The organism is Devosia neptuniae (assembly GCF_025452235.1).
In the GTDB taxonomy this organism is placed as follows: domain Bacteria; phylum Pseudomonadota; class Alphaproteobacteria; order Rhizobiales; family Devosiaceae; genus Devosia.
In genome coordinates, this window is record NZ_CP104965.1 from 2,781,335 (window position 1) to 2,806,266 (window position 24,932).

A 24,932-nucleotide genomic window follows, 5' to 3' on the forward strand; every position below is an offset into this window, starting at 1 on the left:
AGCGATGAGCAAGATTTCCCAGCGCCATATCATTGCCGAGCGCAGCGCCCTCATCGTCATCACCGTGCTGTTCCTGCTGCCGGTCGCCTGGCTGATCGCCACGGCCTATAAGCCCTCCAACCAGATTTTCAGCGTGCCGCCACGGCTCGATTTCACTCCGACGCTGGATCAATTCCGCTCGGTCATGTCCTATTTCGATGTGGCTTCGCTCACCCGCTCCTCGCTGATCATCAGCCTCGGCGCGGCTTTTCTCTCGCTGCTGCTGGGCGTGCCGGCCGGCTATGCGCTGGCGCGTTCGCGCTCACGGCTGGCCAATGGCGTGGCCTATTTCTTCCTCGCCATCCGCATGGTGCCGGCCATTGCGGCGCTGATCCCGTTTTACCTGATGATGCGCGATGTGGGCCTGTTGGGCAGTTGGTGGGCCGTCATCATCATCAACACCATGCTCAACTGCGCCTTCGTCACCTGGATGATGTTCTCCTATTTCCGGGCGCTGCCCAAGGACATGGAAGAGGCGGCCATGACCGATGGCTGCACCCAGTTCGGCGCGTTTTTCAAGGTCGCCGTGCCGGCGGCGCGTTCGGGCATTATCGCCTGCATCCTGTTCTGCGTCATGTTCTCCTGGAACGACTTTTTATACCCCATGTTTCTCACCAAGCTCGATTCCAAGCCGCTGTCGGTGGCGCTGCTCACCGCCTATGGCACCAAGGACATCACCTGGGGCACGCTGGGCGCGCTGGCGCATTTTTCCACCGTGCCCATCGTGCTCATGGCGCTCTTTCTCAATCGATATTTCGTTCAGGGCGCGACCAATGGCGTTCAATGAGCCGACACTGCGGGGACTGCCGACATGGCCCAGATAATCTTCGAGCGCGTTTCCAAGACCTATGAAGGCGGCCATTCGGCCGTAAACGAGCTGGATCTGGAAATCGCCGATGGCGAATTCATGGTGCTGGTCGGTCCCTCGGGCTGCGGCAAATCCACCGCTCTGCGCATGATTGCGGGGCTTGAGGACATTACCGGGGGCCGGTTGATCATCAATGGTGAAGTGGCCAATGAGCTAGCGCCGCGCGACCGCAACATCGCCATGGTGTTCCAGTCCTACGCGCTTTATCCGCACCTGACGGTCGCGGAAAACATCGCCTTCGGTCTCAAGGTGCGGCGTGTCCCGAGGGAAGCGATCGAGGCAAAGGTGCGCGAGACAGCGGCGCTGCTCGAACTCACCGATTTCCTCAATCGGAAGCCGGCCAAGCTATCGGGCGGCCAGCGTCAGCGCGTCGCCATGGGCCGCGCTTTGGTGCGTTCGCCCAATGCCTTTTTGATGGATGAGCCGCTGTCCAATCTCGATGCCCGCCTGCGTGGGCAGATGCGGGCCGAGATCGCCAAGCTGCAACGGATGACGGCGGTGACCACGGTCTATGTCACCCATGACCAGGTGGAGGCCATGACCATGGGCCACCGCGTTGCCGTGATGAACAAGGGCCGTTTGCAGCAGCTCGACACGCCGCGCCGGCTCTATGACAAGCCGGTTAATCTGTTTGTCGCCAGCTTCATCGGCTCGCCGCCCATCAACTTTCTCAAAGGCACTTTGCGCAGTCTCGACGGCGGCCTGGCGGCGCAGACCGGCGCCTTCACTTTGCCGATCGTGGGCAGGGAAGGGATGAGCGTCGGGCAGGCTGTGGTCATCGGCATTCGCCCCGAGGCATTGCGGCTGGTGCCGCAGATGGCGCCTACCGGTGGGCTCATGGCGCGCGCTGCCTTTGTCGAGGATTTGGGCGCGACGCTGCTGGCCCATCTCGATATTGCCGATGCCGAAGTGGTGTCGCCCGGCGTGATCGAGCAGGAAGAGGACCTGCATGCCATCCGCCCCCGGTTGCGGGTCGTGCTGGATGGCGGGCTCAACATTATCAGCGGGGAAGCGCTGTCCTTTGCGGTTGATCCAGCTGCCATCCATGTGTTCGACGCCGCGTCCGGCATGGCGCTTTGACATGAGCGATTTCTGGCCCGAGATCGCGCCAGCGCGCCGCAGCGCCATGGCGTTGCTGATCATCGATATGCAGGTCGATTTCTGCGCCCCCGGCGGCTGGGTCGACCAGCTGGGCGAAGATGTCAGCAATACGCGCGCCATGATTGCCCCGATCCAGCGCGTGCTTGCCGCCGCGCGTGCGGCTGGGATCACGGTCATCCATACGCGCGAAGGGCACAAGCCGGACTTGTCCGATCTGCCTGCCAACAAGCAATGGCGTACGCGTGTCCATGGCCTGGGCATTGGCGATATGGGTGCCGCTGGCCGTATTCTGGTGCGTGGGGAACCGGGCTGGCAGATCGTGCCGGAGCTGGCGCCGATCGAGGGCGAGTTGATCATCGACAAGCCCGGCAAGTCCTCGTTTTACGCCACGGACCTGGAAGAGCAGTTGCAGGCACGCGGCATAGACCGGCTGGTCATTGTCGGCGTCACCTCCGACTGTTGCGTGCAATCGACCTTCCGTGATGGCTTTGAGCGGGGTTTGGAATGCGTGGTGCTCGAAGACTGCACCGCGGCTGTCGAGACCGCCAACCACGCCGCCGCCATGGATATTCTCAAAGCCTATGGCGGTCGCTGGGGCGGCGTCTCCAATACGGCCGGCTTCACCGCCATGCTCGAGCACGCTGATGCCTGACACGTTTCCAACTATTGCCGCTAATCCCTATGCCTGGCCCTTTGATGGCCAATGGAATGCCGCTGACACCGCACTCCTCCTCCTGGGCTTTCACGAGAGCACTGTCCGTAACGTTGGTGCCCAAAGTGAGCTTGCCGTCGCGATGGGGCTTGCCGATCTGGCCCACAGTCTCGGCATTGCCGTGGTGGTGTCGCAGCGGGCTGCGGAGGCGCTGGTTTCAGACCTTGCTCTGTATCGGTCGAAAGCTGTGCAGCATCGCGGCGACAATGCGTTTTTTGGTACCCAGCTCGAAGCCGATTTGCGCCAGCGTGGCACCCACAATCTGCTGATCGCGGGCCTGCCGACTGATGGCTTGGTCCACGCCACTCAGCGCACTGCCAATGACATGGGGTTTGAATGCCTGCTGGTATCCGACGCCAGCAAGGCCACTAGCCCCGCTCGCCACACCGCGCAATTGCGCATGACTACTTTCGGCAACGGCCTGTTCGGCGCGGTAGCCGACAGCGCCGCCATCCACGCCGCGCTGGCTCCTCAGGGGAATTTACACCATGCTTGAGACCAATTGGTCCGCCACTACCGGCAGCCTAGACCTCTCCACGCTCAGCGCCGGCTATGCCAGTGGGGCGCTGACGCCGACCCGGGTCATCTCGGCCATTTATGACCGTATCGCCGCGCGTGGCGAGGATCATGTGTGGATCCATCTTGTCGATCGGGCGGACGCCTTGGCCGCCGCAGCGGCGCTGGAGAGCGCGGGCTATGACGGACGCCCGCTCTGGGGCATTCCGTTTTCTGTCAAGGATTGCAATGACATAGTGGGGCTGCCCACCACCAATGCCCTGCCGGAAGGCGCCTATATTGCGCAGACCAGTGGGCAGGCCATTACCCGCCTGTTCGACGCCGGCGCCATCCTGATCGGCAAGACCAATATGGATCAGTTCGGCATTGGCCTCGTCGGTATGCGCACGCCTTATGGCGCCTGTTCCTCGGTGTTCGACGAGGATTTCATCTCCGGCGGCTCCAGCTCCGGCTCGGCGGTTTCGGTCGCGGCGGGGCTAGCGAGTTTTTCCATCGCCAATGACGCCGCAGGATCGGGCAGGGTGCCGGCGGGTTTCAACAATATCGTGGGCATCAAGCCGACGCCGGGCCTGGTCAGCAATGCCTGCGTTTCGGGCGGCGGGTGCGTCAAGACCATCGAGACCCTGGCGGTGTTCGCGCTGACCGTGGAAGACGGCATGGACGTGCTGCGCCTCATCGCGGGCTACGATCCATCCTATCCATTCTCCAAGCCCGAGGCCGATCTGGTGCCGCTGGTGCCAGCCGCCCCAGCGCCGCATTTCCGCTTCGGCATCCCCAAGGGCGCAGCCTTGCGGTTCTTTGGCGACAGCGAAGCCGAACGGCTGTTTGCGGAGGCCGTCAAACGCCTGCAAGCACTGGGTGGCGAGGCGGTGGAGGTCGACTTTGCGCCGTTCGAGGAAACCCAGCGCATCCTTTATGAAGGTCCCTGGATTTCCGAGCGGGCACTGAGCCTCGACGCGGTGCTGGAACGCCATCGTGACGCCATCCATCCGGTCACGCGGCAGATATTGTCCAATTCCGGCAAGTTCACTGCGCTCGACACGTTTGGCGCGATCCATCGTATTGCCGAGCTCAAATGCGCTACTCGCCCGATCTGGGACGATATTGCCGTGCTGATGGTGCCGACAACGCCCACCATTTACCGCAAGTCCGAGATTGAAGCCGACCCGATCGCGCTCAATGCCAGGCTGGGCATCTACACCAATTTCGTCAACCTGATGGGGTTGTGCGGCATTGCCGTGCCCAATGGTTTTCGCGTCGATGGCCTGCCGCTGGGTGTGACCTTCCTGGCGCCCGGCTTTGCCGAGGCAAAGGCTGCGGGTGTCGCTGCCGCGTTCCACCGTGCCACCCGCCTGTCGCTTGGCATGTTCGCCAATGCCTATCCGGCACCGAGCGAGCCTGAGCTTGGTGCGGATTATCGCGAAATCGCCGTGGTGGGCGCTCATCTTTCCGGCATGGCGCTCAATCATGAATTGCTGGAGTGTGGCGCCATTTTTCGCCGGGCTGCGACGACCAGTGACAAATACCAGCTCTTCGCGCTGGGCACGACCCCGCCAAAGCCAGGTCTGGTTCGAACAGCATCCGGCGGCAGCAAGATCGCGGTCGAGGTGTGGGCCTTGCCGCTTGCCGGTTTTGGCGATTTTGTATCCCGTATCCCGGCGCCGCTGGGCGTCGGCAAACTGGAACTGGAGGATGGCAGCCAGATCACCGGCTTCCTCTGCGAAGCGGCCGCTACCATTGGGCAGCCCGACATCAGCGGTTTTGGCGGGTGGGCGGCCACCTACCACCAGGCTGCTGACTAACGCTTGCAACAAACTGCTTGCAACGAACCGTACCGTACGGTACGCCTCTCGTCGAAATCGGCTGAGCCATCGGCCGCATCGCGTGAGGACTGACCCGTGCCGCTGACCATCAAGGTCAATGAAGAGACATTCACCCCCCGCCAGCAGGCTGTGCTGACGGCGGCGCTGGATTTGCTCGTGGAAAACGGGGACGGGCTGACCATGACCGCGGTGGCGCGGCGCGCGTCGTGTTCCAAGGAAACGCTCTACAAGTGGTTCGGTGACCGCGATGGCCTGCTGACCGCCACGGTGCAGTGGCAGGCGGCCAAGGTGCGCATGCCGCAGGTGGATCGCTCCCATCTCAGCGCCAAGGCACTGCGGCTGAGCATGGAGCAGTTTGCGCGCGATCTGCTCACCGTCATCATTGGCGATGTCTCGGTTACCCTCAATCGCACTGCCATTACGCATGCCGCCCAGGAGAAGGACCGGCTGGGGCTGATCGTGCTCGAAAACGGGCCGATGGGCATTCGCCGGCGGCTCAAGCCCATCCTCGAGGCCGGCAAGGACGCGCGCCTGCTGCGCTTTGCCAATAGCGAAGATGCGTACCGCACGTTTTTCGGCCTTGTCGTCCGCGATGTGCAGATCCGTCTGCTGCTGGGCGACAGCACGCTGACCCAATCCAATATCGAGGCCAATATCGAAGCCGATGTGAAGGCCGCGACTGACCAATTCTTCACCCTGTATGGGGTGGAGGCAACGCATAACAGGGAGTGATCCAATGCGCGTCTATTACGATCGGGATGCCGATCTGAACATCATCAAATCGCGGAAAGTGGCGATTGTCGGTTACGGTTCGCAGGGCCATGCCCATGTGCTGAACCTGCGCGACTCGGGCGTCACCGACGTCGTCGTCGCGCTGCGTCCGGGCTCCCCGTCGGCCAAGAAGGCCGAGGGCGAAGGCCTCAAGGTGATGTCCGTCGCCGACGCGTCCAAGTGGGCCGACGTCATCATGATGCTGACCCCCGATGAGCTGCAGGCCGATATCTACAAGCAGCATATCGAGCCCAATATCCGTGACGGCGCGGCGCTGGCTTTCGCGCATGGCCTGAACGTGCATTTCAACCTGATCGAGCCCAAGTCGACCGTCGACGTGATCATGATCGCGCCCAAGGGCCCGGGTCATACCGTGCGTGGCGAATACCAGAAGGGTGGCGGCGTGCCATGCCTGATCGCCGTGCATCAGGACGCGTCGGGCAATGCCCATGACATCGCGCTGGCTTATGCTTCGGGCGTTGGCGGCGGCCGTTCGGGCGTCATCGAAACCAATTTCCGCGAAGAATGCGAAACCGATCTGTTCGGTGAGCAGGCTGTGCTTTGCGGCGGTTTGGTCGAACTGATCCGTGCTGGTTTCGAGACGCTGGTCGAAGCCGGTTATGCACCGGAAATGGCCTATTTCGAGTGCCTGCACGAAGTGAAGCTGATCGTCGACCTGATCTATCAGGGTGGCATCGCCAACATGAACTACTCGATCTCGAACACCGCTGAGTGGGGCGAGTACGTCACTGGCCCACGCATCATCACCTCGGAAACCAAGGCCGAGATGAAGCGCGTGCTCAACGACATTCAGTCGGGCAAGTTCACCTCCGACTGGATGCAGGAAATCAAGGCCGGCGGTTCGCGCTTCAAGGCGACTCGTCGCCTCGCCGACGAACACCAGATCGAAGAAGTCGGCAGCAAGCTGCGCGACATGATGCCCTGGATCAAGGCCGGCGCCCTGGTCGACAAGGCCAAGAACTAAGCGACAAAGCGGCCGGGGCGACCCGGCCGTTTTCTTTCTGCCATGCAGATCGTTCCCGTTTCGCAAATCGATATTCGTCTGGTGCCCGGCGCCTGGCCGCTGCCACCCGCTATGCGCGCCGAGGTGCCGGCCTTTTGGCAATCGGCACTCGACGCCAATCCGCACCTGTGGGATGGGCGCATTCTTGGGCTGACAGCGCCAGGCGGCGGGCCGGTCGCGATCCGCGATGGCGCATTGCAGGCGGAGGCGCTCGAGGATGCCTATTCGGCATTCATGCTTTGGCGCAGCCAGGGCTTTCCCGATATCGGGCTCTGCCACACCTTCGGCTGGGCATTGATCGTGAGCAGCGATAATGCGCTCATTTATGGGGTGATGGGCGGGCAAACCGCCAATGCCGGCCGGATCTATCCGCCGGGCGGCGCGCTTGAGCCGCGCGATGTGCTGCCCGACGGACGCGTCGACGTGCTGCGTTCCATCGAACTTGAGCTGTCCGAGGAAACCGGACTGGCGGCACAGGATGCCAAAGCCGGCATGAGCGTTGCCGTGCTCGACGGGCCGAGGTTGTCGATCGGCCGGGTATTTCGCTTCGCCGAACCGGCAGCGGATCTGATGGCAAGGATACGTGCAAATCTGAGCGTGCAGGAGCATCGCGAATTGGCCGATGTCATTGCCATCCGTTCGCCTGATGAGGCCGAACGGGCAGGGGCAGTGCCTTATGCGATTGCGGTAGCGCAAGCCTTCGCCGCCGGCCACATAGTTTAGTGGCGAGTCCGCTACTTCTTTGATTCCGCAAACTCGGCTAAAACCAGCCCTGGCTTGGCGAAATGTCGAGTCGGGAGGGCGCGATGAGTTTGCCAGAATTTCCCGTCGAGGGTGGCTGCGTGTGCGGCGCGGTGCGCTATCGGCTCAAGGCGTCGCCGTTGGCGGTTTACAATTGCCATTGCAAGGATTGCCAGCGCAGTACCGGCGGGGCTTTTCAGATGACAATGCCGGTGCGGCGCGGCGATATCGAACTGATCGCCGGAAAGCTCGCGGCCTATGTTGTCACCGCCGACAGCGGTCGCCAGATCGCGCAGATGTCCTGCCCCACCTGCCATACGCGCATCTGGAATGAGCCGCAGGCGGCCATTGAGCTGATCATGGTGCGCGCCGGCACGCTGGACGACATGAGCTGGGCAGTGCCGGTCGGCAATGTCTGGGCCGATCGCAAGCAGCCCTGGGTCACCATCGACCCAGCCTTGGTCAATTTCGCCGGCCAGGCCCCCAGCCGCGAACCCCTTTACGCGGCCTGGTCCGCATTGACTGCAAAGAGCCGCTGACATGAGCGCTGCCGACGATATCGCCCTGGTCAAGAAGCAGGAAGCCGAGTTGGTGCTGCCGGTATTCGACGAAGCCGTAGCTTACGAGATCGGCTCGGCCATCCGGGCTCGCGCGCTGGCCGAAAATCTTAGCCTCGTGGTCGACATCCGCACCTGGGACCGGCAATTGTTCTTCACGGCTACGGCGGGCACCAGCTTTGACAATGCCGAATGGGTGCGGCGGAAGATCAATTCGGTGCGCCGTTTCCAGCGCGCCAGCTATCGGCTGGTGCTGGAGCGGGGCGAGGCACCATTCCCGCCGCAATCCGGCGCCGACCCGGCTGATTATGTCATTGCCGGCGGCGGTTTTCCGATCCGCGTGACGGGCGCGGGCATTGTTGGGGCGCTCACCATTTCGGGCCTGCCGGGGCGCGACGATCATGGCGTGGCGGTCGATGCGCTGTGCGATCATCTGCGGCTCGACAAGAAAAGCTTCGCTCTGCCCAAGCAATAGGGCGATTTCGGCGCGGATACACTTGACTGTAGCGCGGCTTTGCCGCGAATAGCGGGGCATCGCTCTGGGGTGCCGCGATGAAACTCAATTACCTGCTGCTCGATGTCTTTACGCGCGATCGCCTCAAGGGCAATCCGCTGGCCGTGGTGCTCAAAGCCGATGGCCTGCTCGATGGCGAGATGCAGGCTATCGCCAACGAGTTCAATCTCAGCGAAACCGTGTTCATCCTCAAGCCGCATGCCGAGCGCAATACCGCTGCGGTTCGCATTTTCACTCCGGATACCGAGCTGCCGTTTGCCGGCCACCCTACCATTGGCGCCGCCGTGGCGCTGGGGCTGCAAAACAAAGCCAGTGCGATGCGGATCGAGGAGCAGGTCGGCCTGATTACGGCGCTGTTCGAACGCGTCGACAAACGCAGTGGGGAGGCGCGTTTTGCCTTGCCGCGTCTGCCGGAACGGGCCGGGGAGCCGGGTGATATCGGCGATATCGCTGAGGCGCTGGGTATAGCGGTTGACGAAATCGGCTGCGGCAGCCTGCGCCCCGCGGTGTTTTCGGCCGGCAATGTGTTTCATCTGGTGCCGGTGCGTGACGCCGAAGTACTCGCGCGTATCCAGCTCGTTGAGGGCAAGTGGCGGCAGGCATTTCCGCATGGCCGGCATTCCGCCTATATCTTCACCCGCACGCCGGATGAGGCGGACAATGATTTTGCCGCCCGCAAATTCACCCCCGGCTCGCCCGAGGATCCCGGCACCGGCTCGGCCGTCGCGGCGTTGATTGGCCTTTTGTCCGAGCATGCCGATTTCGCCACCGGGCAGGCCGATTATGCGCTGCGCCAGGGCCATGAAATGGGTCGCCCCTGCCGCATCACCCTGCAATTGCGCAAGGACAATGGCGTGCTGGTGCATGGCGGCATTGGCGGGCATGCCATTATCGTGGGCGAGGGGATGCTTGATCTGGGGGAATAGGCTGGCCGAAGAGTAGCTTGGCGTTAACGGCGAACGGAAATCGCGCAAGTCGTCCTTGCATCCACGGCGTGTTTGGCGCATTCTCGATTCAAACAGGACTCTCGTAAATGCAGCGCAAGCGCGCCATTGCAATCGCCATCGAACAAAGCCAGGCCAAGCAGGCCCGCCTTGTCTTGGCTGCAAGCATGCTGCTTCTGCCCGCTGCTCTGCTCCTCCTTCTTATCAGCCCCTGATCACCGGCAGCTCGGAACCGAGCGGGTCGTCAGGGGATAACGCCATCAGCCGAACAGTAAATGTCCGGCCTGCAGAGCCATGACTCTGGGCCGCCGATAGGAAAACGAGCAATGACCGCCCCCACGATCGATAGCAATAAAGACCGCGTCTTCATCTTCGACACCACTTTGCGCGACGGCGAACAATCGCCCGGCGCCACCATGACGCTTGAAGAAAAGCTGCAGGTCGCCGAAGCCCTCGACGAGATGGGCGTCGATATTATCGAAGCCGGCTTCCCCATTGCGTCCAATGGCGATTTCGAGGCCGTCGTGGCCGTCGCCAAGCAGGTGAAGCGCGCCACCGTAGCGGGCCTCGCCCGTGCTATTACCGCCGATATCGATCGGGCCGGTGAAGCGGTGCGCCACGCCCAGAAGGGCCGCATCCACACATTCGTCTCCACCTCGCCGATCCATCTGGCCCACCAGATGAAAAAGACCGAGGACGAGGTGATCGAGATCATCGCGCGCACCGTCGCCCAGGCCCGCAACCTGATCGACGATGTCGAGTGGTCGGCCATGGACGCCACCCGCACGCCGCTGGAATTCCTGAAGCGCTGCGTCGAAACCGCTATCAAGGCCGGCGCCACCACGATCAACCTGCCCGATACGGTCGGCTATGCCGTGCCCGACGAGCATGAAAAGATGTTCCGGGACATCATCACGCAGGTGCCCGGCGCGGATAAGGCGATTTTTTCGGCCCATTGCCACAACGATCTGGGGCTGGCTGTGGCAAATTCGCTGGCCGCTGTGCGCGGCGGTGCCCGCCAGGTGGAATGCACCATTAATGGCTTGGGCGAGCGCGCCGGCAATGCCGCGCTCGAAGAAATCGTCATGGCGCTGCGCACCCGCGCCGATGTGATGCCCTATCACACCGAAATCGAGAGCACCCATCTGGCGCGCGCCAGCCGCATCGTGTCGGCGGCGGCCAATTTCCCGGTGCAGTACAACAAGGCCATCGTGGGCAAGAATGCCTTCGCCCATGAGAGCGGCATCCATCAGGATGGCATGCTCAAGAATGCCGAGACCTATGAAATCATGACGCCCGCCAGCGTCGGCATCAAGGAAACCACCTTGGTGATGGGCAAGCATTCGGGTCGCGCCGCCTTCAAGGACAAGCTGCGCGAGCTGGGCTATGAGCTGGGCGACAATGCCTTCCAGGAAGCCTTCCAGCGCTTCAAGGATCTGGCCGACCGCAAGAAGCATGTCTATGACGCCGATATTGTCGCGCTGGTCGATGACGAAGTCGGCTCGGTCGGCGATCGCATCAAGCTGGTCGATATGCAGGTCATTTCCAAGACCGGCGGCGTCCACAAATGCGATCTGACGCTCTCCATCGATGGCGAGGAATCTTCGGTCAGCTATGAAGGCACCGGTTCGGTCGATGCCATTTTCAACGCCATCAAACAGGCTGTGGGCCAGGAACCGCATCTGGTGCTCTACGCCATCGATGGCGTAACCGGGGGCACTGACGCGCAGGCGTCGGCCCATGTGCGTCTCGAGCATAATGGCCGTATCGTCTCGGGCAATGCTGCCGAACCCGACACTCTGGTCGCCTCGGCCCGCGCCTATCTCAATGCCTATAACCGCCTGCTGATCGAACGCGGCGCGGCCGCCCAAGGCGCAATGGCTGGGTAAACATAAGAATTCCCCCTGCCCCGACCCATCGTGGCCGGGGCAGGGAGGAAGCAATGGGATATGAGCTGATCGAAGTCCGCGATCCTGCAGATTGGGAGGCGTATCACGCCATCCGCAGGCAGGAATTGTTCGAGGCCAAGGGGCGGTTCGGGATTTATAACCCGAACCATCCCGATGAATATGTGCCGCAGGCCCACCCCTATCTGCTCAAGCTAGATGGCGTGCCCATTGGCACGACGCGCCTCGATGTGCGGGAGGATGGCGTCGCCATTTTCCGCATGGTCGCCATCACCGCCTCGGCACAGGGCAGGGGCTATGGCCGAATCATGGGGCAATTGGTTGAGGACCGCGCGAGGGCCTTCGGCGTCACCACGCTTTACGTGAACGCTGCGGAAACCGCGCTGGGCTTCTATCACCGCACGGGTTGGGTTGATCACGCGTGGGACCCGGCGGAGCTGGTTAGCATCGCTGTTAATGCGACGCAGATGCGTAAGGTGATTTAGCGGTCCGGTGCGCTCTTAGCCGCTTAGTTCCGCGGTGTCATTCCCGCGAAAGCGGGAACCTCTGTTGACGATGCAACAAAGCAAACGGAGGTTCCCGCTTTCGCGGGAATGACACCGCGAGGGTGCGATGATGGTGTGTGCGGGTGGTCCGCTCGGATGCAATGAGCGCGATTAGCTCGTGATCACTCCAACCCCGCCAAAACCTCACCCAGTGCCTGATCCAGCAGCGCCCGATCCGCCTCAGTCCCCGCGCTGATGCGAATACAGCGGTTCAGTCCCGCTACCACCGGCTTGCGCACGAACACGCCGCGTTGCGCCAAGCCATCCAGAATCGCCTGCGCATAGGCGCCATCGCGCCCGCAATCCACGGCGAGGAAGTTGGTGGCCGTTGGCAGGGGCGCCAGGCCATGGCGGCGGGCGATAGCGGCCGTATCCTCCAGGGAAGCCCGCACCGCCGCCAATGAGCCTTCCAGATGCGCGCTATCGGCCAATGCGGCGATGGCTGCCGCTTGCGCGACATTGCTGATGCCGAAGTGATTGCGGATTCGGTTGAAGGCCGAGATATTGGCGGCCTCGCCCAGTACATAGCCGACGCGGGCGCCGGCCAGCCCATAGGCCTTGGAGAAGGTGCGCATACGCAGCAGGTTGGCGCGGTCGGGATCGAAGGCGGGGAGAGTGCCCGCGGGGGCAAACTCCCCATAGGCTTCGTCCAGCACGATCATGGTGGTGTCGGGCACTGCGGCGATGAAGCGCTCGACCGAGTCGGCGTCCCACCAGGTCCCCATCGGGTTGTCGGGATTGGCGAGATACACCATGGCGGCGCCGGTTTCGCGGGCGGCCCGGGCCAGGGCGTCGATGTCTTCGCGGTCCTCGACATAGGGCACGGTGTGCATCACCGCGCCATAGCCGGCGATGTGATAGTTGAAGGTCGGATAGCCGCCCAGAGATGTCACCACCGTCGAGCCCGGCCCGGCAAACAGGCGCACGGCCATGCCCAGAATCGCGTCTACGCCTTCGCCCGGCATGACGTTGGCGGGGGCGATGCCCAGATGGGCGGCAATGGCTTCGCGCAGGTCGTGGTTTTCCGGGTCGCCATAATGCCAGCTTTCCCGCGCCGCCGCGCTCATTGCAGCGATCACCGATGGGGCGGGGCCGAACGGGTTTTCATTGGCGCCGATTCGCGCCCTGAGCTTGATGCCGCTGCGTCGTACGATGGCTTCAGGGCCGGTAAACGGCACCGTTTCGGGCAGGGCGGCGGCGATGGGGGCGAGGCTGGGACGCGGCACGGGCGGGATCCGGGTTCGAAATTGCCCCTCATCCTATAACCTGCATTAGTGGACGCGACAGGCAGAGGTGGAAAACGGGTGGTTGTGCACAGCGATTAAGTTGCTTGCATCCGATAAGTCCCCGGAAAATCAGGGTCTCTTTCCAGCTTTTCCAAGGATGGCATTTGCATCAAATGCGAGCCTTCCCGGCAATATATGGGAAGGCATAGAGGTCCACCTTCCGGCCTGTGTCAGTTTTCTGACGCTTCGACAAAACTGATTCTTTTCAAGGAGCACCGCATGCCGCCAACCTACGTTCTTGCAAAGGACCATCTTCAGCGTGCCGCGACGATTCTGCAGGGGGCAGACCACCGCTCGCGACAGCTCCGCCACATCATAGAACGGACGATCGGGCTGATGGATGAATTCCGCCCCGAGACGCCTGAGCGTGCCGATAACGTGCTGGACTTTGCGAGCTTCCGGCACCGTCAGGCCGCCCAGAACTGACTATCGCTATCACGGAGGCTGGCGGCAGAAGCCGCCGGCCCCGTCAGCTTCCCGACTGGGTTTCGGGGCTCGGATTGGCCGGATCAGGGGCCACCGTAATGCCACCCGTATCGCCGTCCTTCCTGATCAATTCCCGGTTCAGCGCCAGTTTTGCTTCCTCGGTCAGCGCGTAAAGCGTGGGCAGATAATCCGGTGTTGCCACCCAGGCGCGCAATTGTAGATTGACTGAGGTGCCCGAAAAACTCTCCACATGCACCAGCGGGGCCGGGTTCACCAGCACCCGCTTGTCGGAGCCCGCAATGCGCAGCAGCAGGCGGCGCGAGTGGCCGATATCCACGCTGTCCGGCACGCTGACATTAACGTCGAGCCGCCGATTGGGTTCGCGGCTGTGATTGGTAATCGCCGATGACCACAGCTTCTGGTTGGGGGTGAAGATATAGAGCCCGCTCGAGGAGCGGAGCCGAGTGCCGAACAGCCCGATTTCCACCACGACGCCCGCCACGCCATCGCCCTGGATGAATTCGCCGATGGCGATGGGGCGCAGCACGATGAGCATGATGCCCGCCGCGATATTGGCCAGCGTGCCCTGCAGGGCTAGCGCGACAGCCAGGCCCGCCGCGCCCAGCACGGTGATGATCGAGCTATTGGCCACGCCCAACAGGTTGAGCGCGGTGACCACCGCGAAGATCAGAATGCCGTAGCGCGCGACCTGCGACAGCAGTGGGGCGAAGTTCTTGTCCACGCCATAGGCGCGCGGCAAATAGGTTTTTATCGCATTGGCGGCCAGCCGCGACAGATACCAGCCGGCTACCACCACCGCGATGATGGCCAACAGGGTCAAGGCATTGGCGCCGAGCCAATTTATCGGAATGAGCAGAACATCATAAAACGTCATGGTTTGCCGGTCTCTGGGGCGGTTGGTCCGCCGCTCTTTCCACAATAGCAAACCAGTGATGGCAGGAAAGTGCGCCTGAGCGCTAGACAGCCCGGAATCCCTTTGCTAGAGAGCAGCCACTTTGGAAGCCCCGGCAGGGGGCGAGTAGCTCAGCTGGTAGAGCAGACGACTCTTAATCGTCGGGTCCACGGTTCGAATCCGTGCTCGCCCACCAAAGTCCTCCTCAAAAGCAACGTCCTTATGACAGTGTCTACACACTGGGCCTTGCTTTAAACACGATGAGCTGTCACAAGGGGCAGGCGTTTTCAGCCATTGTTGGCTGCCTGCCGGTTGATCTGGCTCTGGCTCCTTCCTTTCTTGCGAACGTTTAGAACCCATCAGGCATGTTGCCGGTGGGCGGCGCTCGCTTGCTGATGCTTCGGGCTATATTAGGACTACACACATGGCCTCGATCAACGGCACTGTTAAATTCTTCAACACCACCAAGGGCTTCGGCTTCATTTCGCCTGAGAATGGCGAAAAGGACGCGTTCGTTCACATCTCCGCCGTCGAGCGTTCGGGCCTGCAGGGCCTGTACGAAGGCGACAAGGTGACTTACGAGCTCGAGAGCGGCCGTGACGGCAAGATCTCGGCCTGCAACCTGACCCTGGTTCAGTAAGAATCGACGGAGCGCCGCGACTCGTTCGCTGGCGATCCCAAAAAGGCCGCCTCGGGAAACCGGGGGCGGCCTTTTTGTTTTTGCGGGGTAGAGAATTTGGATGGCATCAGTTGAGGGCCCAACCTGTCACCAAGCTGTCAGTTGACGCATAAAAGCCCCAGCCCGCCTGCGTCTTTCGTTCAATTCGTGGGAAATGCCCTTCCTTCCCTCGCGATAGAGGCCTATAGCGGCGCGACATTTCAGCACTCCCAGGGACCCAGTATGTTCGGCATCGACCCGAGTTTCTTTTCTTCCTTGCTTCAGGTCATCATGATCGACCTCGTGCTGGCCGGGGACAACGCCGTGGTTATCGGCCTTGCTGCGGCCGGTCTTGCCAAAGAGGTGCGCAAGAAGGCCATCCTGATCGGCATCATCGCCGCCACCGTGCTGCGCATCTGTTTCGCGCTGATCACCACGCAATTGCTCTCGCTGGGCGGGGCCCTTCTGATCGCGGGCGGCGTGCTGCTGCTTTATGTCTGCTGGAAGATGTATCGCGAACTCACCGTCTCCCATGAGGACGAAGAGGAAGCCACCGAGGCGCTCGAGAATGCTGACCTCAATGCCGATGGCACCGTGTCCGGCAAGGCTCCGCGCAAGTCGCTGCGCGATGCGGTCATCCAGATCATCATTGCCGACGTTTCCATGTCGCTCGACAACGTGCTGGCCGTGGCCGGTGCGGCGCAGCACCATTTTGAGGCGCTGATCTTCGGCCTGGCGCTGTCGGTGGTCATGATGGGCGTTGCTGCCACTTTCATCGCGCGCCTCCTGCATCAATACCGCTGGATCGCCTGGATCGGCCTGCTGATCATCCTCTATGTCGCTGCCAAGATGATCTATGAAGGCGCCGATCAGTGGCTTGGCTATACCCTGCCGCATATCCCGTTCATCTATAACGGCGCCGGCGGCCACTAAACTGCTTACCGCCCGTGGTAGTCTTTAGTAACCACGGGCGGAACTTTGCGGCATTTGTAGTGCTGCAATAGGAAATTGCTCACCTAGGGGCTCTATCTTGCCGCTCAGAAATGTTCTGAGCAGGAAGCTCCGAGATGGCCGCTATCACCGACCGCCTGGTTCATGACGATGCCGACGCGCCGCGCAAGTCGCGCCAAGCCGGTGCGACCGCACTTCAGCTCGAGACGCAGATCGTGTCGGGCGAGGAATGGGACCGGACCATCGCCGGGTTCGACGAGGTCTGCCAGGAACAGCTCCACATGTTCGCGCAAACGCGCTGGCCCGCGGTGACGCAGGAGCCGATGCTGTTTCTCGATCGGGGCGAGATCGTCGGCGGCGCGCTGATGATGATCCAGCGCCTGCCGCTGGGCATTGGCGCCATCGCCATTTCCAAATGGGCTCCCATCGTCAGGCACGGCGCCCGCGCCGATCGTGACATTATCCACGCCGCCATGATCGATGCGCTGGTCGCCGAGTATGCCGATAAGCGCGGGCAATTGCTGTCGGTGCTGCCGCGCGCCTCGCTCACCGAAACCAATGAAGATTATGAGCGGCTGATCGCCCGCGGCTTCCAGCGCGGCTCGGTATTGGGGTTTCCCAATCGCTATATCGTCAACCTGCGGCTGGGCGATGCCGAGCAGCGCAAGAGCCTGCACCAGAAATGGCGCTACCATCTCAATAAATCGGAGAAGGAAGGGCTCAGCTTCGAGCATGCCGGGCCCGAGCGGATGGCCGAATTCGACGCACTCTACACGGCCATGACCGATCGCAAACAGTTCACCGATCATTCCGCCTATGAAACGGTGCCATCGCTGATGGCGACCGATATCGATGCGCTGCGGCCCGAATTGTTCTTCATCCGCCACGAGGGCGAACTGGTCGCCGGTGCGCTGATCTTCAAGGCGGGCGATCGCGCCGTCTATCTCTATGGCGCCACCAATGACCGGGCGCTGCCATTGCGCGCGGGTTATTTCATGCATTGGCACATCATCCGCTGGCTGCGCGACAATACCGAGGCGGCCTGGTACGATCTGGGCGGCACCGATGGCTATCAAGGGCTGCACCAGTTCAAAAAGGGCATGGTGGGCGATGCCGGGGTGATCCGCCCGGTGCCGCCGGTCGCCAATTATGCGTCCAATCCGCTGGCTTATCTCTTGGGCACCGGCGCATTCAACGCGCGTGACGCCTATTATCAGCTGCGCCGGGTGGTTGATGCCTGGCGCAATCCCAAAGCGCGTCCCGATCAGGCGCCACACGTGTCCACAGAAGGCCAGGGATGAGTCTGCACCGGCGTCTGGTCTCCCAATCGACCATCATTTTCGGTGGGCGCCTGTTTGGCGCGGGCATCGTGTTTCTGGTGCAGGCGATGATTGCCCGGCTCTGGGGCGCCGGGCACCTGGGTGATTTCCTCATCATCACGGCCAGCTGCAACCTGATTGCGGTGGCCATGCCGCTGGGCTTTCACACGATCGGCGCCTATTTCGCCGCCGAATATCGCGCCCGCAGCGAGCGCAGGCAACTCGGCGTGTTCATGCTGCATGCCTATGGCCATATCCTGGTCGCGCTGGTGCTGCTGCTGCTGGCCGGGCAATTCGTTCTGGGTCTGGTGGGGCAGGGTGGCAGCATCGTCGCCCAGCATTATGTGCCGGTGATTCTGCTGGCCTTTAGCGGCGCCACGGTCATGCTCAGCGGTTCGCTGCTGATCGGACTCAAGCGGCCGTTTTCCGGCTTTTTCGCCGATGGCATTTTCCGCCCGATCATTCTGGTCGCGGCCCTCGTGGGAGCGATGGGCATTGCCAATCGCGACGAAGGCTTCGACCATATGGTGTGGGGCGCCGCTATCGGTTTTGTGGTGATCGCGCTGGTGCAGTTCGGTTTCACACTGATTGCCTGGAGTGCAGTACCGGGGCGGGATACGGCAGTGCGCCCGCGCGAAAGCCGCCGCTGGTGGCGCTTTGCGCTGCCCTGGATGCTGATCGCGCTCGCCACCGATTTCTTCTTTGACATCAATCTGCTGCTGCTCAGCCAAATCTTGGGCCGCGAGGAATTGGCGATTTTCGGCGTCTGCACCCGCATTTTCGCACTGGTGTCGTTCGGCGTGTCGGCGGTCTATGCCGTGTCCATGCCCGACATGTTCGAGAGCGAGGCCAATGCCGACCGCAGCGCCTTCCACCGCAAAGTGGGCGACGCCAATATGGTGGCGACGGCGCTATCGCTGGTGCTGTTTTGTGTCACCGCGCTGGGTGCGCCGATTGCTTTGCAATTCTTCGGCCCGGGTTTCAGTGCAGGCGCCGCGCCGCTGGCCGTGCTGTGCCTGGCGCTGGTGGTGCGCTCAGCGATGGGACCGGCCTCGCTGGTCCTCTCCATCCATGATCGGCCCTATGCGAGCCTGCCAGCCGTGGCCCTGGGCATCATCGTGCTCTTTGTGGGCAATTGGTTATTGGCGCCGCCCTTCGGACTGATGGGCGCGGCGATTTCCGCTCTTATCGCCATCACCATCTGGTCGCTTGCGCTGTGGGCTATTGCCCTGCGCACCGCGAAGATGGATGTGTCGATCCTGCAATGGTTCCGTGCGCGGCGGGCGGCGGCGCTGCCGGTGGGTTAAACGCCCACCAGCTCACCGAGCCGCTGCTTCAGCCGGCCCAGGCGGCCGACGTTGACGCCGCTGTCATAGTCCTCGGAGACCTTGGTGTAGGGTTTTTCGATCAGCATATAGTCCTGGCCGAAAATGTGTTTTTCGAGCAAGCAGGTTTCCTTGTAGCCGTAGCGCCGCAACAGCATGCGGGCGACTTCGTTTTCCGGGCGCACGAAGGTAAAGGCCTTGTGGAAGCGGCCATTGTCCCAATGCTCGTCAAAAGCGCGCATGCCGAACATGCCCAGCTTGGAATTGCGGTGGCTGGGGAATACCCAGCTCCAATAGCGGAAGATCGAGCCGCATTCGGGTCCCGAGATCATGGCGCCGCCAGCCACTCCGTCCGCATCCATGATCATGACATGCCAAGGGTCGATCGCCATGACATTGCGCAGGAAGGCCTTGTTGAGCCGCCCCATTTCATGGGCCTTGAAGCGTTCGCTGTAATATTGGGACGATGCAATCACGTCCATCAATTCGCGATAGACCATGTCGATATCGGCAATAGTGGCGGCACGGATAGTCATCTCGGCCATGATGAGCCCTCCCTCTGCTGTCGCGATACTAACAAACAGCCCTGTGTGCACAAAGCATCGTAGCTTGAGGCAGTTAATGGGCGGTGGCAGCGCCATGTACGAAGTTGCACGGTGATGGGCTTGCCCGACGCAGGAGCGGTCTTTAGAACGGAGCCGGGAGAGATAAGGGAGGATGACTATGAGCGAGCAGCTCGTATTCCAGCCAAGTGCGGCTGCGATCGCACGCACCCACGTAACCAGCGCTCAATATGATGCGATGTATGCCCGCTCGATCAGCGACCCCAATGGGTTCTGGGCCGAGCAGGCGCAGCGGCTCGACTGGATCAAGTCCCCGACCATCATCAAGAACACCAGCTTTGCCTATCCAGATGTGTCGATCAAATGGTTCGAGGACGGGGTGCTCAATGTCTCGGCCAATTGCCTGGACCGGCATCTGGCGACCCGCGGCGACCAGACGGCCATCGTGTGGGAAGGCGACACGCCCGGCACCGATGGCAAGGCGACCTATCGTGAGCTGTACGAGCGCGTCTGCCGCTTTGCCAATGTGCTGAAAGCCCATGGCGTCAAGAAGGGCGATCGCGTCACCATCTACATGCCCATGGTTATCGACACTGCCGTTGCCATGCTGGCCTGCACCCGTATCGGCGCGGTTCACTCAGTGATTTTCGGCGGCTTCTCGCCCGATTCCATCGCCGGCCGCGTGGCTGATTGCGGCAGCAAGATCATCCTCACGGCCGATGAAGGCCGCCGCGGCGGCAAGACCATCCCGCTCAAGAAGAATGTCGATGAAGCCCTGACCAAGGTGCAGGGCGTCGAGACCGTCATCGTCGTCAAGGTCACCGGCAATCCGGTTGCCATGAGCGAAGGTCGCGACGTCTGGTATGAGGATGCGGCTGCCAAGGTCGGCGCCGAGTGCCCGCCCGAGCCGATGAATGCGGAAGATCCGCTGTTCATCCTCTATACCTCGGGCTCCACCGGCAAGCCCAAGGGCGTGCTGCACACTACGGGCGGCTATCTCGTTTATGGCGCGCTGACGCACGAGCTCAGCTTCGATTATCGCGATGGCGAGGTCTATTGGTGCACGGCCGATGTGGGCTGGATCACCGGCCACACCTATATCGTCTACGGTCCGCTGGCCAATGGCGCCACCACGCTGATGTTCGAGGGCATTCCGAGCTATCCCGATGCGTCGCGCTTCTGGCAGGTGGTGGAAAAGCACAAGGTCAATATCTTCCACACTGCGCCCACGGCCATCCGCGCGCTGATGGGCGCGGGCCATGAATTCGCCGACAAATACGACATGCCTTCGCTGCGCCTGCTGGGCACGGTGGGGGAGCCGATCAATCCCGAAGCCTGGCTGTGGTATCACAAGCATGTCGGCAAGGAGCGCTGCGGCATTGTCGATTGCTGGTGGCAGACCGAAACCGGTGGCCACATGATCGCGCCATTCCCCGGCGCCATTCCCACCAAGCCGGGTTCGGCCACCAAGCCGTTTTTCGGCGTGCAGCCCGTCGTGCTGTCGCCCGAAGGCCGGCTGCAGGAGCAGACCAAGGCCGAAGGCGTGCTGGCCATTGCCGATAGCTGGCCGGGCCAGATGCGCAGTGTCTATGGCGATCACCAGCGCTTCATCGACACCTATTTTACCCAGTACAAGGGCTATTACTTCACCGGCGACGGCTGCCGCCGCGATGAAGATGGGTATTACTGGATCACCGGGCGCGTCGATGACGTGCTCAACGTCTCGGGCCACCGCCTGGGCACCGCCGAGGTCGAAAGCGCGCTGGTGGCCCATCCCAAGGTCAGCGAAGCCGCTGTTGTGGGCTACCCGCACGACGTCAAGGGGCAGGGCATCTATTGCTATGTCACCCTGATGGCCGGCGAGACCAGCGACGACGCCCTCAAGATCGAGCTGCGCAATTGGGTCCGCAAGGAAATCGGCCCCATCGCCACGCCCGACCTGATCCAATGGGCGCCGGGCCTGCCCAAGACCCGTTCCGGTAAAATCATGCGCCGCATCCTGCGCAAGGTTGCCGAAAACGACTTCGGTTCGCTGGGGGATACGTCGACGCTGGCTGATCCGGCCGTGGTGGATGATCTGATCGCCAACCGGCAGAACCGGTAGGGAGCGCCGTCGCCAAAAACGAACGCGGACGGAGACCCCAAGATCTCCGCCCGCTAAGGCGGCAGCTTCATCGGCCGAAAGGTTGAAAAACGGCCTATGCTCCAAGTCGCCTGTATCTTCTATGCCATTGATGCTTATGAATTGGCATACCTCAAATGACGTATGCCATGCGAATAGTGCGGCCGTCATTGTTTCGGCGGTTTTTTCCGGTGACGCTGTCGCCGCGTTTCTCCGAAAGCTGGATTTCCCCGTGACCGTTCTTCCCCACCTGCTGCTCGCCGCCTCCCTTTTCGCGGCGGTCCCCGCGCACGCCGTGACCCTCGAGCAAATGGCCGGGCAGATGATCGTCGTGGGTTTTCAGGGCAATGACGTCGATGACGCCAGTGTTGCGGCGCTGCGCGAGGAATTGACCGCGAGCGAATTGGGCGGGGTGATGTTCCTCAAGACCAATGTCAAAGACCTCGCCACCGTCACCGCAATGAACCAGGCGTTTCGCGCGGCCTCGCCCGAGCTGCTGCCCTTCATCACCGTCGATCAGGAGGGCGGGGCCGTCGAGCGGCTGGATAGCGATGTAGGCTTCAAGGAAATTCCCAGCGCCGCCAGCATCGCCGCCAGAAATTCCCCCGAAGCCGCCGAGAAGATTTACGCCGGCATGGCCGCTTCCCTTGCCGGGCTTGGCTTTACCGTCAATTTCGGACCGGTTGCCGATATCAACCTGAACCCCAACAACCCGGTGATCGCCAAATTCGGCCGCTCGTATAGCGCTGACGCGGCAAAGGTCGTCGCCTATGACGAGGCCTTCATCACCGCCCATCACGCCGCGGGGCTGCTGACCTCGCTCAAGCATTTCCCCGGTCATGGCTCGTCCACCGCCGATAGTCATGAAGGCTTTGTCGATATCACCAGCACCTGGAAGCCCGAAGAACTCGACCCCTATCGCGAGCTTCTGGCCAAGGGCGACGTCGATTTCGTCATGGTGGGCCATCTCTATCACGCCGATTATTCCGATGCCGGTGCGCAGGTGCCCGCTTCGCTCTCCCCGCAATGGATCACCGGCGTGTTGCGCGACGAGCTGGGATTTGATGGCGTGGTGATCAGCGACGACCTCGAAATGGGCGCCATCCGCCAGCATTTTGACCTGAAACAGACCGTCACCATGGCGGTGCGGGCCGGTATGGATGTGTTGCTGTTTTCCAATACCGCCAAATATCGGCCGGGCCTGGCCGACGAAATCCGGGCCATCCTGGTCGCCGAGGCCGAGGCTGACCCGGCCTTTGCGGCGCGGATCGAGCAGAGCTATCAGCGAATCGTCGCCCTCAAAGCCCGCATCCACTAACCGCAACTGCGGCCAAAACCCGCATCCATGGGGCTTTCCCCAGCCAAAACGGGCTAAGTGTTTCCTCGGGAGCCTTCCCCAGATAAACTGCGCGTCGCTGTCCTCCCCTGGATGGCGTGTGCAGGAGACTTTGCTTGATGGCGGACGAGCGCGAGACCCGACAAGTCCGGGCCATGTTCATTTCGGACGTGCATCTGGGCATGAAGCCGATCCGGGTCAGCCAGCTCATCGAATTTCTGCGCGCGCATGACGCCGAGACCATCTATCTGGTCGGCGATGTCGTGGATGGCTGGCGCCTCGCCAAGGCCTGGCACTGGCCCAATGAATATAATGTTCTGGTCAATCTGCTGCTCGAAAAGGCCAATGCGGGCACCCGCGTCGTCTACCTGCCGGGCAATCACGACGAGTTCCTGCGCGAATATCTGGGCACCTATTTCGGCGAGGTCGAATTCGTCGATCGCACCGTCCACACCACCGCCACGGGCAAGACCTATCTGGTCATCCATGGCGATCAATTCGACGTCGTGGTGATGAATGCCAAATGGCTCGCCCATGTCGGTGACTGGGCCTATAACGCGGCCCTGCGCGTCAATATCGCCATCAATTGGGTGCGCCGGCGACTCGGCCTGCAATATTGGTCCTTGAGCGCCTGGGCCAAGCAAAAGGTCAAAAATGCCGTCTCGGTGATCGGGCGATTCGAGGAAGCTCTGGTCCACGAAGCCAAGGAATCCGGGGTTGACGGGGTCATCTGCGGGCACATTCATTTTGCTGACATGCATGACAGGCTAGGTATCCACTACATCAACACTGGTGATTGGGTGGAAAGTTGCACGGCGATAGTCGAGACAACGGACGGCAATTTCGAGTTGATCAAGTGGACCGAGATGATGGCGGCCGAGCCCCGCCGCTTCCGCCTCCGCAAGGCGGATCGTTCCGCCGCCTCCTGATCGTTACCGACGCCTGGCACCCGCAAATCAATGGCGTGGTGCGGACCCTCGACACGCTGGGCCGCGAACTTGCCGCCCGCAATATCGAGGTTCGCTATCTCACCCCCGAGCGGTTCTGGACCGTGCCGGTCCCCACCTATGCCGAAATCCGGCTCTCGCTGGCTACCCAAGGCGCCGTTGCCGCCTTCATCGATGGCGTGGCTCCTGATTGCATCCATATCGCCACCGAAGGCCCGCTGGGCTGGCAGGCCCGGCAATATTGCCTTGATCGGGGCCTTGTCTTCACCACCAGCTTCCATACCCGCTTTCCCGAATATCTGGCCGCCCGCGTGCCAGTCTCGCCTGAACTCGGCTATGGCTATCTGCGCTGGTTCCATTGGCCGGCCGCGCGCACCATGGTGCCGACGCCATCGCTGATGGTGGAATTGGCCGGCCATGGCCTGGGCCATCTGGCCCTCTGGTCGCGCGGGGTCGATCTCTCCCGCTTCAGCCCCGGCCCCAAGACCTGGTTCGCCGATCTGCCCGGCCCGCATCTGCTCTGCGTTGGCCGTGTCGCGGCCGAAAAGAACATCACCGCGTTTCTGGATCTCGACGTCCCCGGCACCAAGATCGTGGTGGGTGATGGCCCCGACCTGCCGGCCCTGACCCGGCGCTATCCGGAAGTGCAATTCCTCGGCTATCGCTTTGGCGACGAGCTGGCCGAAATCTATCGCAGCGCCGATGTTTTCGTGTTCCCCAGCCGCACTGACACCTTCGGCAATGTGGTGATCGAGGCGCTCGCCTCCGGCGTTCCCGTGGCCGCCTATCCCGTCACCGGCCCGCGCGACATCCTCACCGATCCGACGGCCGGGGCGCTCGACGAAGACCTGGGCGTCGCCGTGCGCCGCGCCCTGACGCTCACCCGCGCCGCCGCCCGGGCGCATGGCTGCCGCTTTACAATTCCGGCGAGCGTCGACCAATTCCTCTCGCATCTGCAATTGGCCCGGCAGGCCGTCCCCATGGCCGCCGCCGGCTGATCGTTGCTTGCGTCGAACACACTTGC

Annotated in this window: 26 protein-coding genes and 1 tRNA gene; 24 read left to right on the top strand and 3 right to left on the bottom strand. The window is 62.1% G+C overall.

Going from position 1 to position 24,932, the window contains the following annotated elements:
* The first annotated feature begins 4 nt into the window (after nucleotides 1-4).
* The 14 genes from N8A98_RS16435 to N8A98_RS16500 all read left to right on the top strand — a co-directional run bounded on the left by N8A98_RS16435 (nucleotide 5) and on the right by N8A98_RS16500 (nucleotide 12,002).
* Complete coding sequence (locus N8A98_RS16435) at nucleotides 5-826, top strand: carbohydrate ABC transporter permease (RefSeq protein WP_113123857.1); 822 nt, start codon at nucleotides 5-7, stop codon at nucleotides 824-826.
* Between the two features lie 24 nt (nucleotides 827-850).
* The gene (locus tag N8A98_RS16440; protein WP_262166866.1) at nucleotides 851-1,987 is read left to right on the top strand and encodes an ABC transporter ATP-binding protein; all 1,137 of its coding nucleotides are present in this window, start codon (nucleotides 851-853) and stop codon (nucleotides 1,985-1,987) included.
* 1 nt (nucleotide 1,988) lies between these two features.
* Nucleotides 1,989-2,660: a cysteine hydrolase family protein gene (locus N8A98_RS16445; protein WP_262166868.1), complete on the top strand. Its 672-nt coding sequence runs from the start codon at nucleotides 1,989-1,991 to the stop codon at nucleotides 2,658-2,660.
* Nucleotides 2,653-3,216, top strand: a complete 564-nt coding sequence (locus N8A98_RS16450; protein WP_262166870.1) for an isochorismatase family protein — start codon at nucleotides 2,653-2,655, stop codon at nucleotides 3,214-3,216. The genes N8A98_RS16445 and N8A98_RS16450 overlap by 8 nt, the downstream gene beginning before the upstream one ends.
* Complete coding sequence (gene atzF / locus N8A98_RS16455) at nucleotides 3,209-5,038, top strand: allophanate hydrolase (protein ID WP_262166872.1); 1,830 nt, start codon at nucleotides 3,209-3,211, stop codon at nucleotides 5,036-5,038. Before N8A98_RS16450 ends, atzF begins: the two co-directional genes overlap by 8 nt.
* Before the next feature lie 96 nt (nucleotides 5,039-5,134).
* The gene (locus N8A98_RS16460) at nucleotides 5,135-5,791 is read left to right on the top strand and encodes a TetR/AcrR family transcriptional regulator (protein ID WP_113123814.1); all 657 of its coding nucleotides are present in this window, start codon (nucleotides 5,135-5,137) and stop codon (nucleotides 5,789-5,791) included.
* A gap of 4 nt (nucleotides 5,792-5,795) precedes the next feature.
* Entirely contained in the window at nucleotides 5,796-6,815 is a 1,020-nt protein-coding gene (gene ilvC, locus N8A98_RS16465) for a ketol-acid reductoisomerase (RefSeq protein WP_113123813.1), read from the top strand.
* 42 nt (nucleotides 6,816-6,857) lie between these two features.
* Complete coding sequence (locus tag N8A98_RS16470) at nucleotides 6,858-7,577, top strand: NUDIX hydrolase (RefSeq protein WP_262166875.1); 720 nt, start codon at nucleotides 6,858-6,860, stop codon at nucleotides 7,575-7,577.
* Between the two features lie 83 nt (nucleotides 7,578-7,660).
* Nucleotides 7,661-8,134, top strand: a complete 474-nt coding sequence (locus tag N8A98_RS16475) for a GFA family protein (protein ID WP_262166877.1) — start codon at nucleotides 7,661-7,663, stop codon at nucleotides 8,132-8,134.
* 1 nt (nucleotide 8,135) lies between these two features.
* Nucleotides 8,136-8,627, top strand: a complete 492-nt coding sequence (locus N8A98_RS16480; RefSeq protein WP_262166879.1) for a heme-degrading domain-containing protein — start codon at nucleotides 8,136-8,138, stop codon at nucleotides 8,625-8,627.
* A gap of 77 nt (nucleotides 8,628-8,704) precedes the next feature.
* Nucleotides 8,705-9,592 (top strand): PhzF family protein, encoded by an 888-nt coding sequence (locus tag N8A98_RS16485; protein ID WP_262166880.1) that lies wholly within the window; start codon nucleotides 8,705-8,707, stop codon nucleotides 9,590-9,592.
* 107 nt (nucleotides 9,593-9,699) lie between these two features.
* Nucleotides 9,700-9,825: a hypothetical protein gene (locus tag N8A98_RS16490; RefSeq protein WP_262166881.1), complete on the top strand. Its 126-nt coding sequence runs from the start codon at nucleotides 9,700-9,702 to the stop codon at nucleotides 9,823-9,825.
* 111 nt (nucleotides 9,826-9,936) lie between these two features.
* Complete coding sequence (locus N8A98_RS16495; RefSeq protein WP_262166882.1) at nucleotides 9,937-11,499, top strand: 2-isopropylmalate synthase; 1,563 nt, start codon at nucleotides 9,937-9,939, stop codon at nucleotides 11,497-11,499.
* Between the two features lie 53 nt (nucleotides 11,500-11,552).
* Nucleotides 11,553-12,002, top strand: coding sequence for a GNAT family N-acetyltransferase (locus N8A98_RS16500; protein WP_262166883.1), 450 nt, complete (start codon nucleotides 11,553-11,555; stop codon nucleotides 12,000-12,002).
* Between the two features lie 182 nt (nucleotides 12,003-12,184).
* Here N8A98_RS16500 and N8A98_RS16505 read toward each other — a convergent pair whose 3' ends face one another.
* Nucleotides 12,185-13,288: a pyridoxal phosphate-dependent aminotransferase gene (locus N8A98_RS16505; protein WP_262166885.1), complete on the bottom strand. Its 1,104-nt coding sequence runs from the start codon at nucleotides 13,286-13,288 to the stop codon at nucleotides 12,185-12,187.
* A gap of 279 nt (nucleotides 13,289-13,567) precedes the next feature.
* Here N8A98_RS16505 and N8A98_RS16510 point away from each other — a divergent pair, with 279 nt between their 5' ends.
* Nucleotides 13,568-13,774, top strand: a complete 207-nt coding sequence (locus N8A98_RS16510) for a hypothetical protein (protein ID WP_262166887.1) — start codon at nucleotides 13,568-13,570, stop codon at nucleotides 13,772-13,774.
* Nucleotides 13,775-13,817: 43 nt separating this feature from the next.
* Here the strand turns inward: N8A98_RS16510 and N8A98_RS16515 are convergent, their stop codons facing one another.
* Nucleotides 13,818-14,669: a mechanosensitive ion channel family protein gene (locus tag N8A98_RS16515; protein WP_262166889.1), complete on the bottom strand. Its 852-nt coding sequence runs from the start codon at nucleotides 14,667-14,669 to the stop codon at nucleotides 13,818-13,820.
* A gap of 138 nt (nucleotides 14,670-14,807) precedes the next feature.
* On the opposite strand from N8A98_RS16515, the gene N8A98_RS16520 reads away from it, so the two are divergent.
* The 5 genes from N8A98_RS16520 (at nucleotide 14,808) to N8A98_RS16540 (ending at nucleotide 18,922) form a co-directional block, all read left to right on the top strand.
* Nucleotides 14,808-14,883: transfer RNA gene (locus tag N8A98_RS16520), tRNA-Lys, on the top strand.
* 228 nt (nucleotides 14,884-15,111) lie between these two features.
* Nucleotides 15,112-15,327, top strand: coding sequence for a cold-shock protein (locus N8A98_RS16525; RefSeq protein ID WP_035100964.1), 216 nt, complete (start codon nucleotides 15,112-15,114; stop codon nucleotides 15,325-15,327).
* A 261-nt stretch (nucleotides 15,328-15,588) separates the two neighbouring features.
* On the top strand, nucleotides 15,589-16,278 hold the full coding sequence (locus N8A98_RS16530; protein ID WP_262166893.1) for a TerC family protein: 690 nt from the start codon (nucleotides 15,589-15,591) through the stop codon (nucleotides 16,276-16,278).
* A 134-nt stretch (nucleotides 16,279-16,412) separates the two neighbouring features.
* On the top strand, nucleotides 16,413-17,597 hold the full coding sequence (locus N8A98_RS16535) for a lipid II:glycine glycyltransferase FemX (protein WP_262166895.1): 1,185 nt from the start codon (nucleotides 16,413-16,415) through the stop codon (nucleotides 17,595-17,597).
* Complete coding sequence (locus N8A98_RS16540) at nucleotides 17,594-18,922, top strand: lipopolysaccharide biosynthesis protein (protein ID WP_262166897.1); 1,329 nt, start codon at nucleotides 17,594-17,596, stop codon at nucleotides 18,920-18,922. The genes N8A98_RS16535 and N8A98_RS16540 overlap by 4 nt, the downstream gene beginning before the upstream one ends.
* Here the strand turns inward: N8A98_RS16540 and N8A98_RS16545 are convergent.
* Entirely contained in the window at nucleotides 18,919-19,485 is a 567-nt protein-coding gene (locus N8A98_RS16545) for a hypothetical protein (protein WP_262166899.1), read from the bottom strand. The two genes, N8A98_RS16540 and N8A98_RS16545, sit on opposite strands and share 4 nt — an antisense overlap.
* A gap of 178 nt (nucleotides 19,486-19,663) precedes the next feature.
* Between N8A98_RS16545 and acs the strand changes: the two genes are divergently transcribed.
* From acs to N8A98_RS16565, 4 genes are all read left to right on the top strand, one after another.
* Nucleotides 19,664-21,607 carry an acetate--CoA ligase gene (gene acs / locus N8A98_RS16550; RefSeq protein ID WP_262166901.1) on the top strand — a complete coding sequence of 648 codons (1,944 nt, stop codon included), beginning with the start codon at nucleotides 19,664-19,666 and terminating at the stop codon, nucleotides 21,605-21,607.
* Between the two features lie 250 nt (nucleotides 21,608-21,857).
* On the top strand, nucleotides 21,858-22,943 hold the full coding sequence (locus N8A98_RS16555) for a glycoside hydrolase family 3 N-terminal domain-containing protein (RefSeq protein WP_262166902.1): 1,086 nt from the start codon (nucleotides 21,858-21,860) through the stop codon (nucleotides 22,941-22,943).
* Nucleotides 22,944-23,080: 137 nt separating this feature from the next.
* The gene (locus tag N8A98_RS16560; protein WP_262172035.1) at nucleotides 23,081-23,890 is read left to right on the top strand and encodes a UDP-2,3-diacylglucosamine diphosphatase; all 810 of its coding nucleotides are present in this window, start codon (nucleotides 23,081-23,083) and stop codon (nucleotides 23,888-23,890) included.
* Entirely contained in the window at nucleotides 23,818-24,906 is a 1,089-nt protein-coding gene (locus N8A98_RS16565; protein ID WP_262166904.1) for a glycosyltransferase family 4 protein, read from the top strand. The genes N8A98_RS16560 and N8A98_RS16565 overlap by 73 nt, the downstream gene beginning before the upstream one ends.
* The last annotated feature ends 26 nt before the right edge of the window (nucleotides 24,907-24,932 follow it).

Bases quoted from the DNA above. Each gene is read 5' to 3' on its own strand.
- N8A98_RS16435 (WP_113123857.1), top strand. From the start codon at position 5: ATGAGCAAGATTTCCCAGCGCCATATCATTGCCGAGCGCAGCGCCCTC.
- N8A98_RS16440 (WP_262166866.1), top strand. From the start codon at position 851: ATGGCCCAGATAATCTTCGAGCGCGTTTCCAAGACCTATGAAGGCGGC.
- N8A98_RS16445 (WP_262166868.1), top strand. From the start codon at position 1,989: ATGAGCGATTTCTGGCCCGAGATCGCGCCAGCGCGCCGCAGCGCCATG.
- N8A98_RS16450 (WP_262166870.1), top strand. From the start codon at position 2,653: ATGCCTGACACGTTTCCAACTATTGCCGCTAATCCCTATGCCTGGCCC.
- atzF (WP_262166872.1), top strand. From the start codon at position 3,209: ATGCTTGAGACCAATTGGTCCGCCACTACCGGCAGCCTAGACCTCTCC.
- ilvC (WP_113123813.1), top strand. From the start codon at position 5,796: ATGCGCGTCTATTACGATCGGGATGCCGATCTGAACATCATCAAATCG.
- N8A98_RS16470 (WP_262166875.1), top strand. From the start codon at position 6,858: ATGCAGATCGTTCCCGTTTCGCAAATCGATATTCGTCTGGTGCCCGGC.
- N8A98_RS16475 (WP_262166877.1), top strand. From the start codon at position 7,661: ATGAGTTTGCCAGAATTTCCCGTCGAGGGTGGCTGCGTGTGCGGCGCG.
- N8A98_RS16480 (WP_262166879.1), top strand. From the start codon at position 8,136: ATGAGCGCTGCCGACGATATCGCCCTGGTCAAGAAGCAGGAAGCCGAG.
- N8A98_RS16485 (WP_262166880.1), top strand. From the start codon at position 8,705: ATGAAACTCAATTACCTGCTGCTCGATGTCTTTACGCGCGATCGCCTC.
- N8A98_RS16490 (WP_262166881.1), top strand. From the start codon at position 9,700: ATGCAGCGCAAGCGCGCCATTGCAATCGCCATCGAACAAAGCCAGGCC.
- N8A98_RS16495 (WP_262166882.1), top strand. From the start codon at position 9,937: ATGACCGCCCCCACGATCGATAGCAATAAAGACCGCGTCTTCATCTTC.
- N8A98_RS16500 (WP_262166883.1), top strand. From the start codon at position 11,553: ATGGGATATGAGCTGATCGAAGTCCGCGATCCTGCAGATTGGGAGGCG.
- N8A98_RS16510 (WP_262166887.1), top strand. From the start codon at position 13,568: ATGCCGCCAACCTACGTTCTTGCAAAGGACCATCTTCAGCGTGCCGCG.
- N8A98_RS16515 (WP_262166889.1), bottom strand. From the start codon at position 14,669: ATGACGTTTTATGATGTTCTGCTCATTCCGATAAATTGGCTCGGCGCC.
- N8A98_RS16525 (WP_035100964.1), top strand. From the start codon at position 15,112: ATGGCCTCGATCAACGGCACTGTTAAATTCTTCAACACCACCAAGGGC.
- N8A98_RS16530 (WP_262166893.1), top strand. From the start codon at position 15,589: ATGTTCGGCATCGACCCGAGTTTCTTTTCTTCCTTGCTTCAGGTCATC.
- N8A98_RS16535 (WP_262166895.1), top strand. From the start codon at position 16,413: ATGGCCGCTATCACCGACCGCCTGGTTCATGACGATGCCGACGCGCCG.
- N8A98_RS16540 (WP_262166897.1), top strand. From the start codon at position 17,594: ATGAGTCTGCACCGGCGTCTGGTCTCCCAATCGACCATCATTTTCGGT.
- N8A98_RS16545 (WP_262166899.1), bottom strand. From the start codon at position 19,485: ATGGCCGAGATGACTATCCGTGCCGCCACTATTGCCGATATCGACATG.
- acs (WP_262166901.1), top strand. From the start codon at position 19,664: ATGAGCGAGCAGCTCGTATTCCAGCCAAGTGCGGCTGCGATCGCACGC.
- N8A98_RS16560 (WP_262172035.1), top strand. From the start codon at position 23,081: ATGGCGGACGAGCGCGAGACCCGACAAGTCCGGGCCATGTTCATTTCG.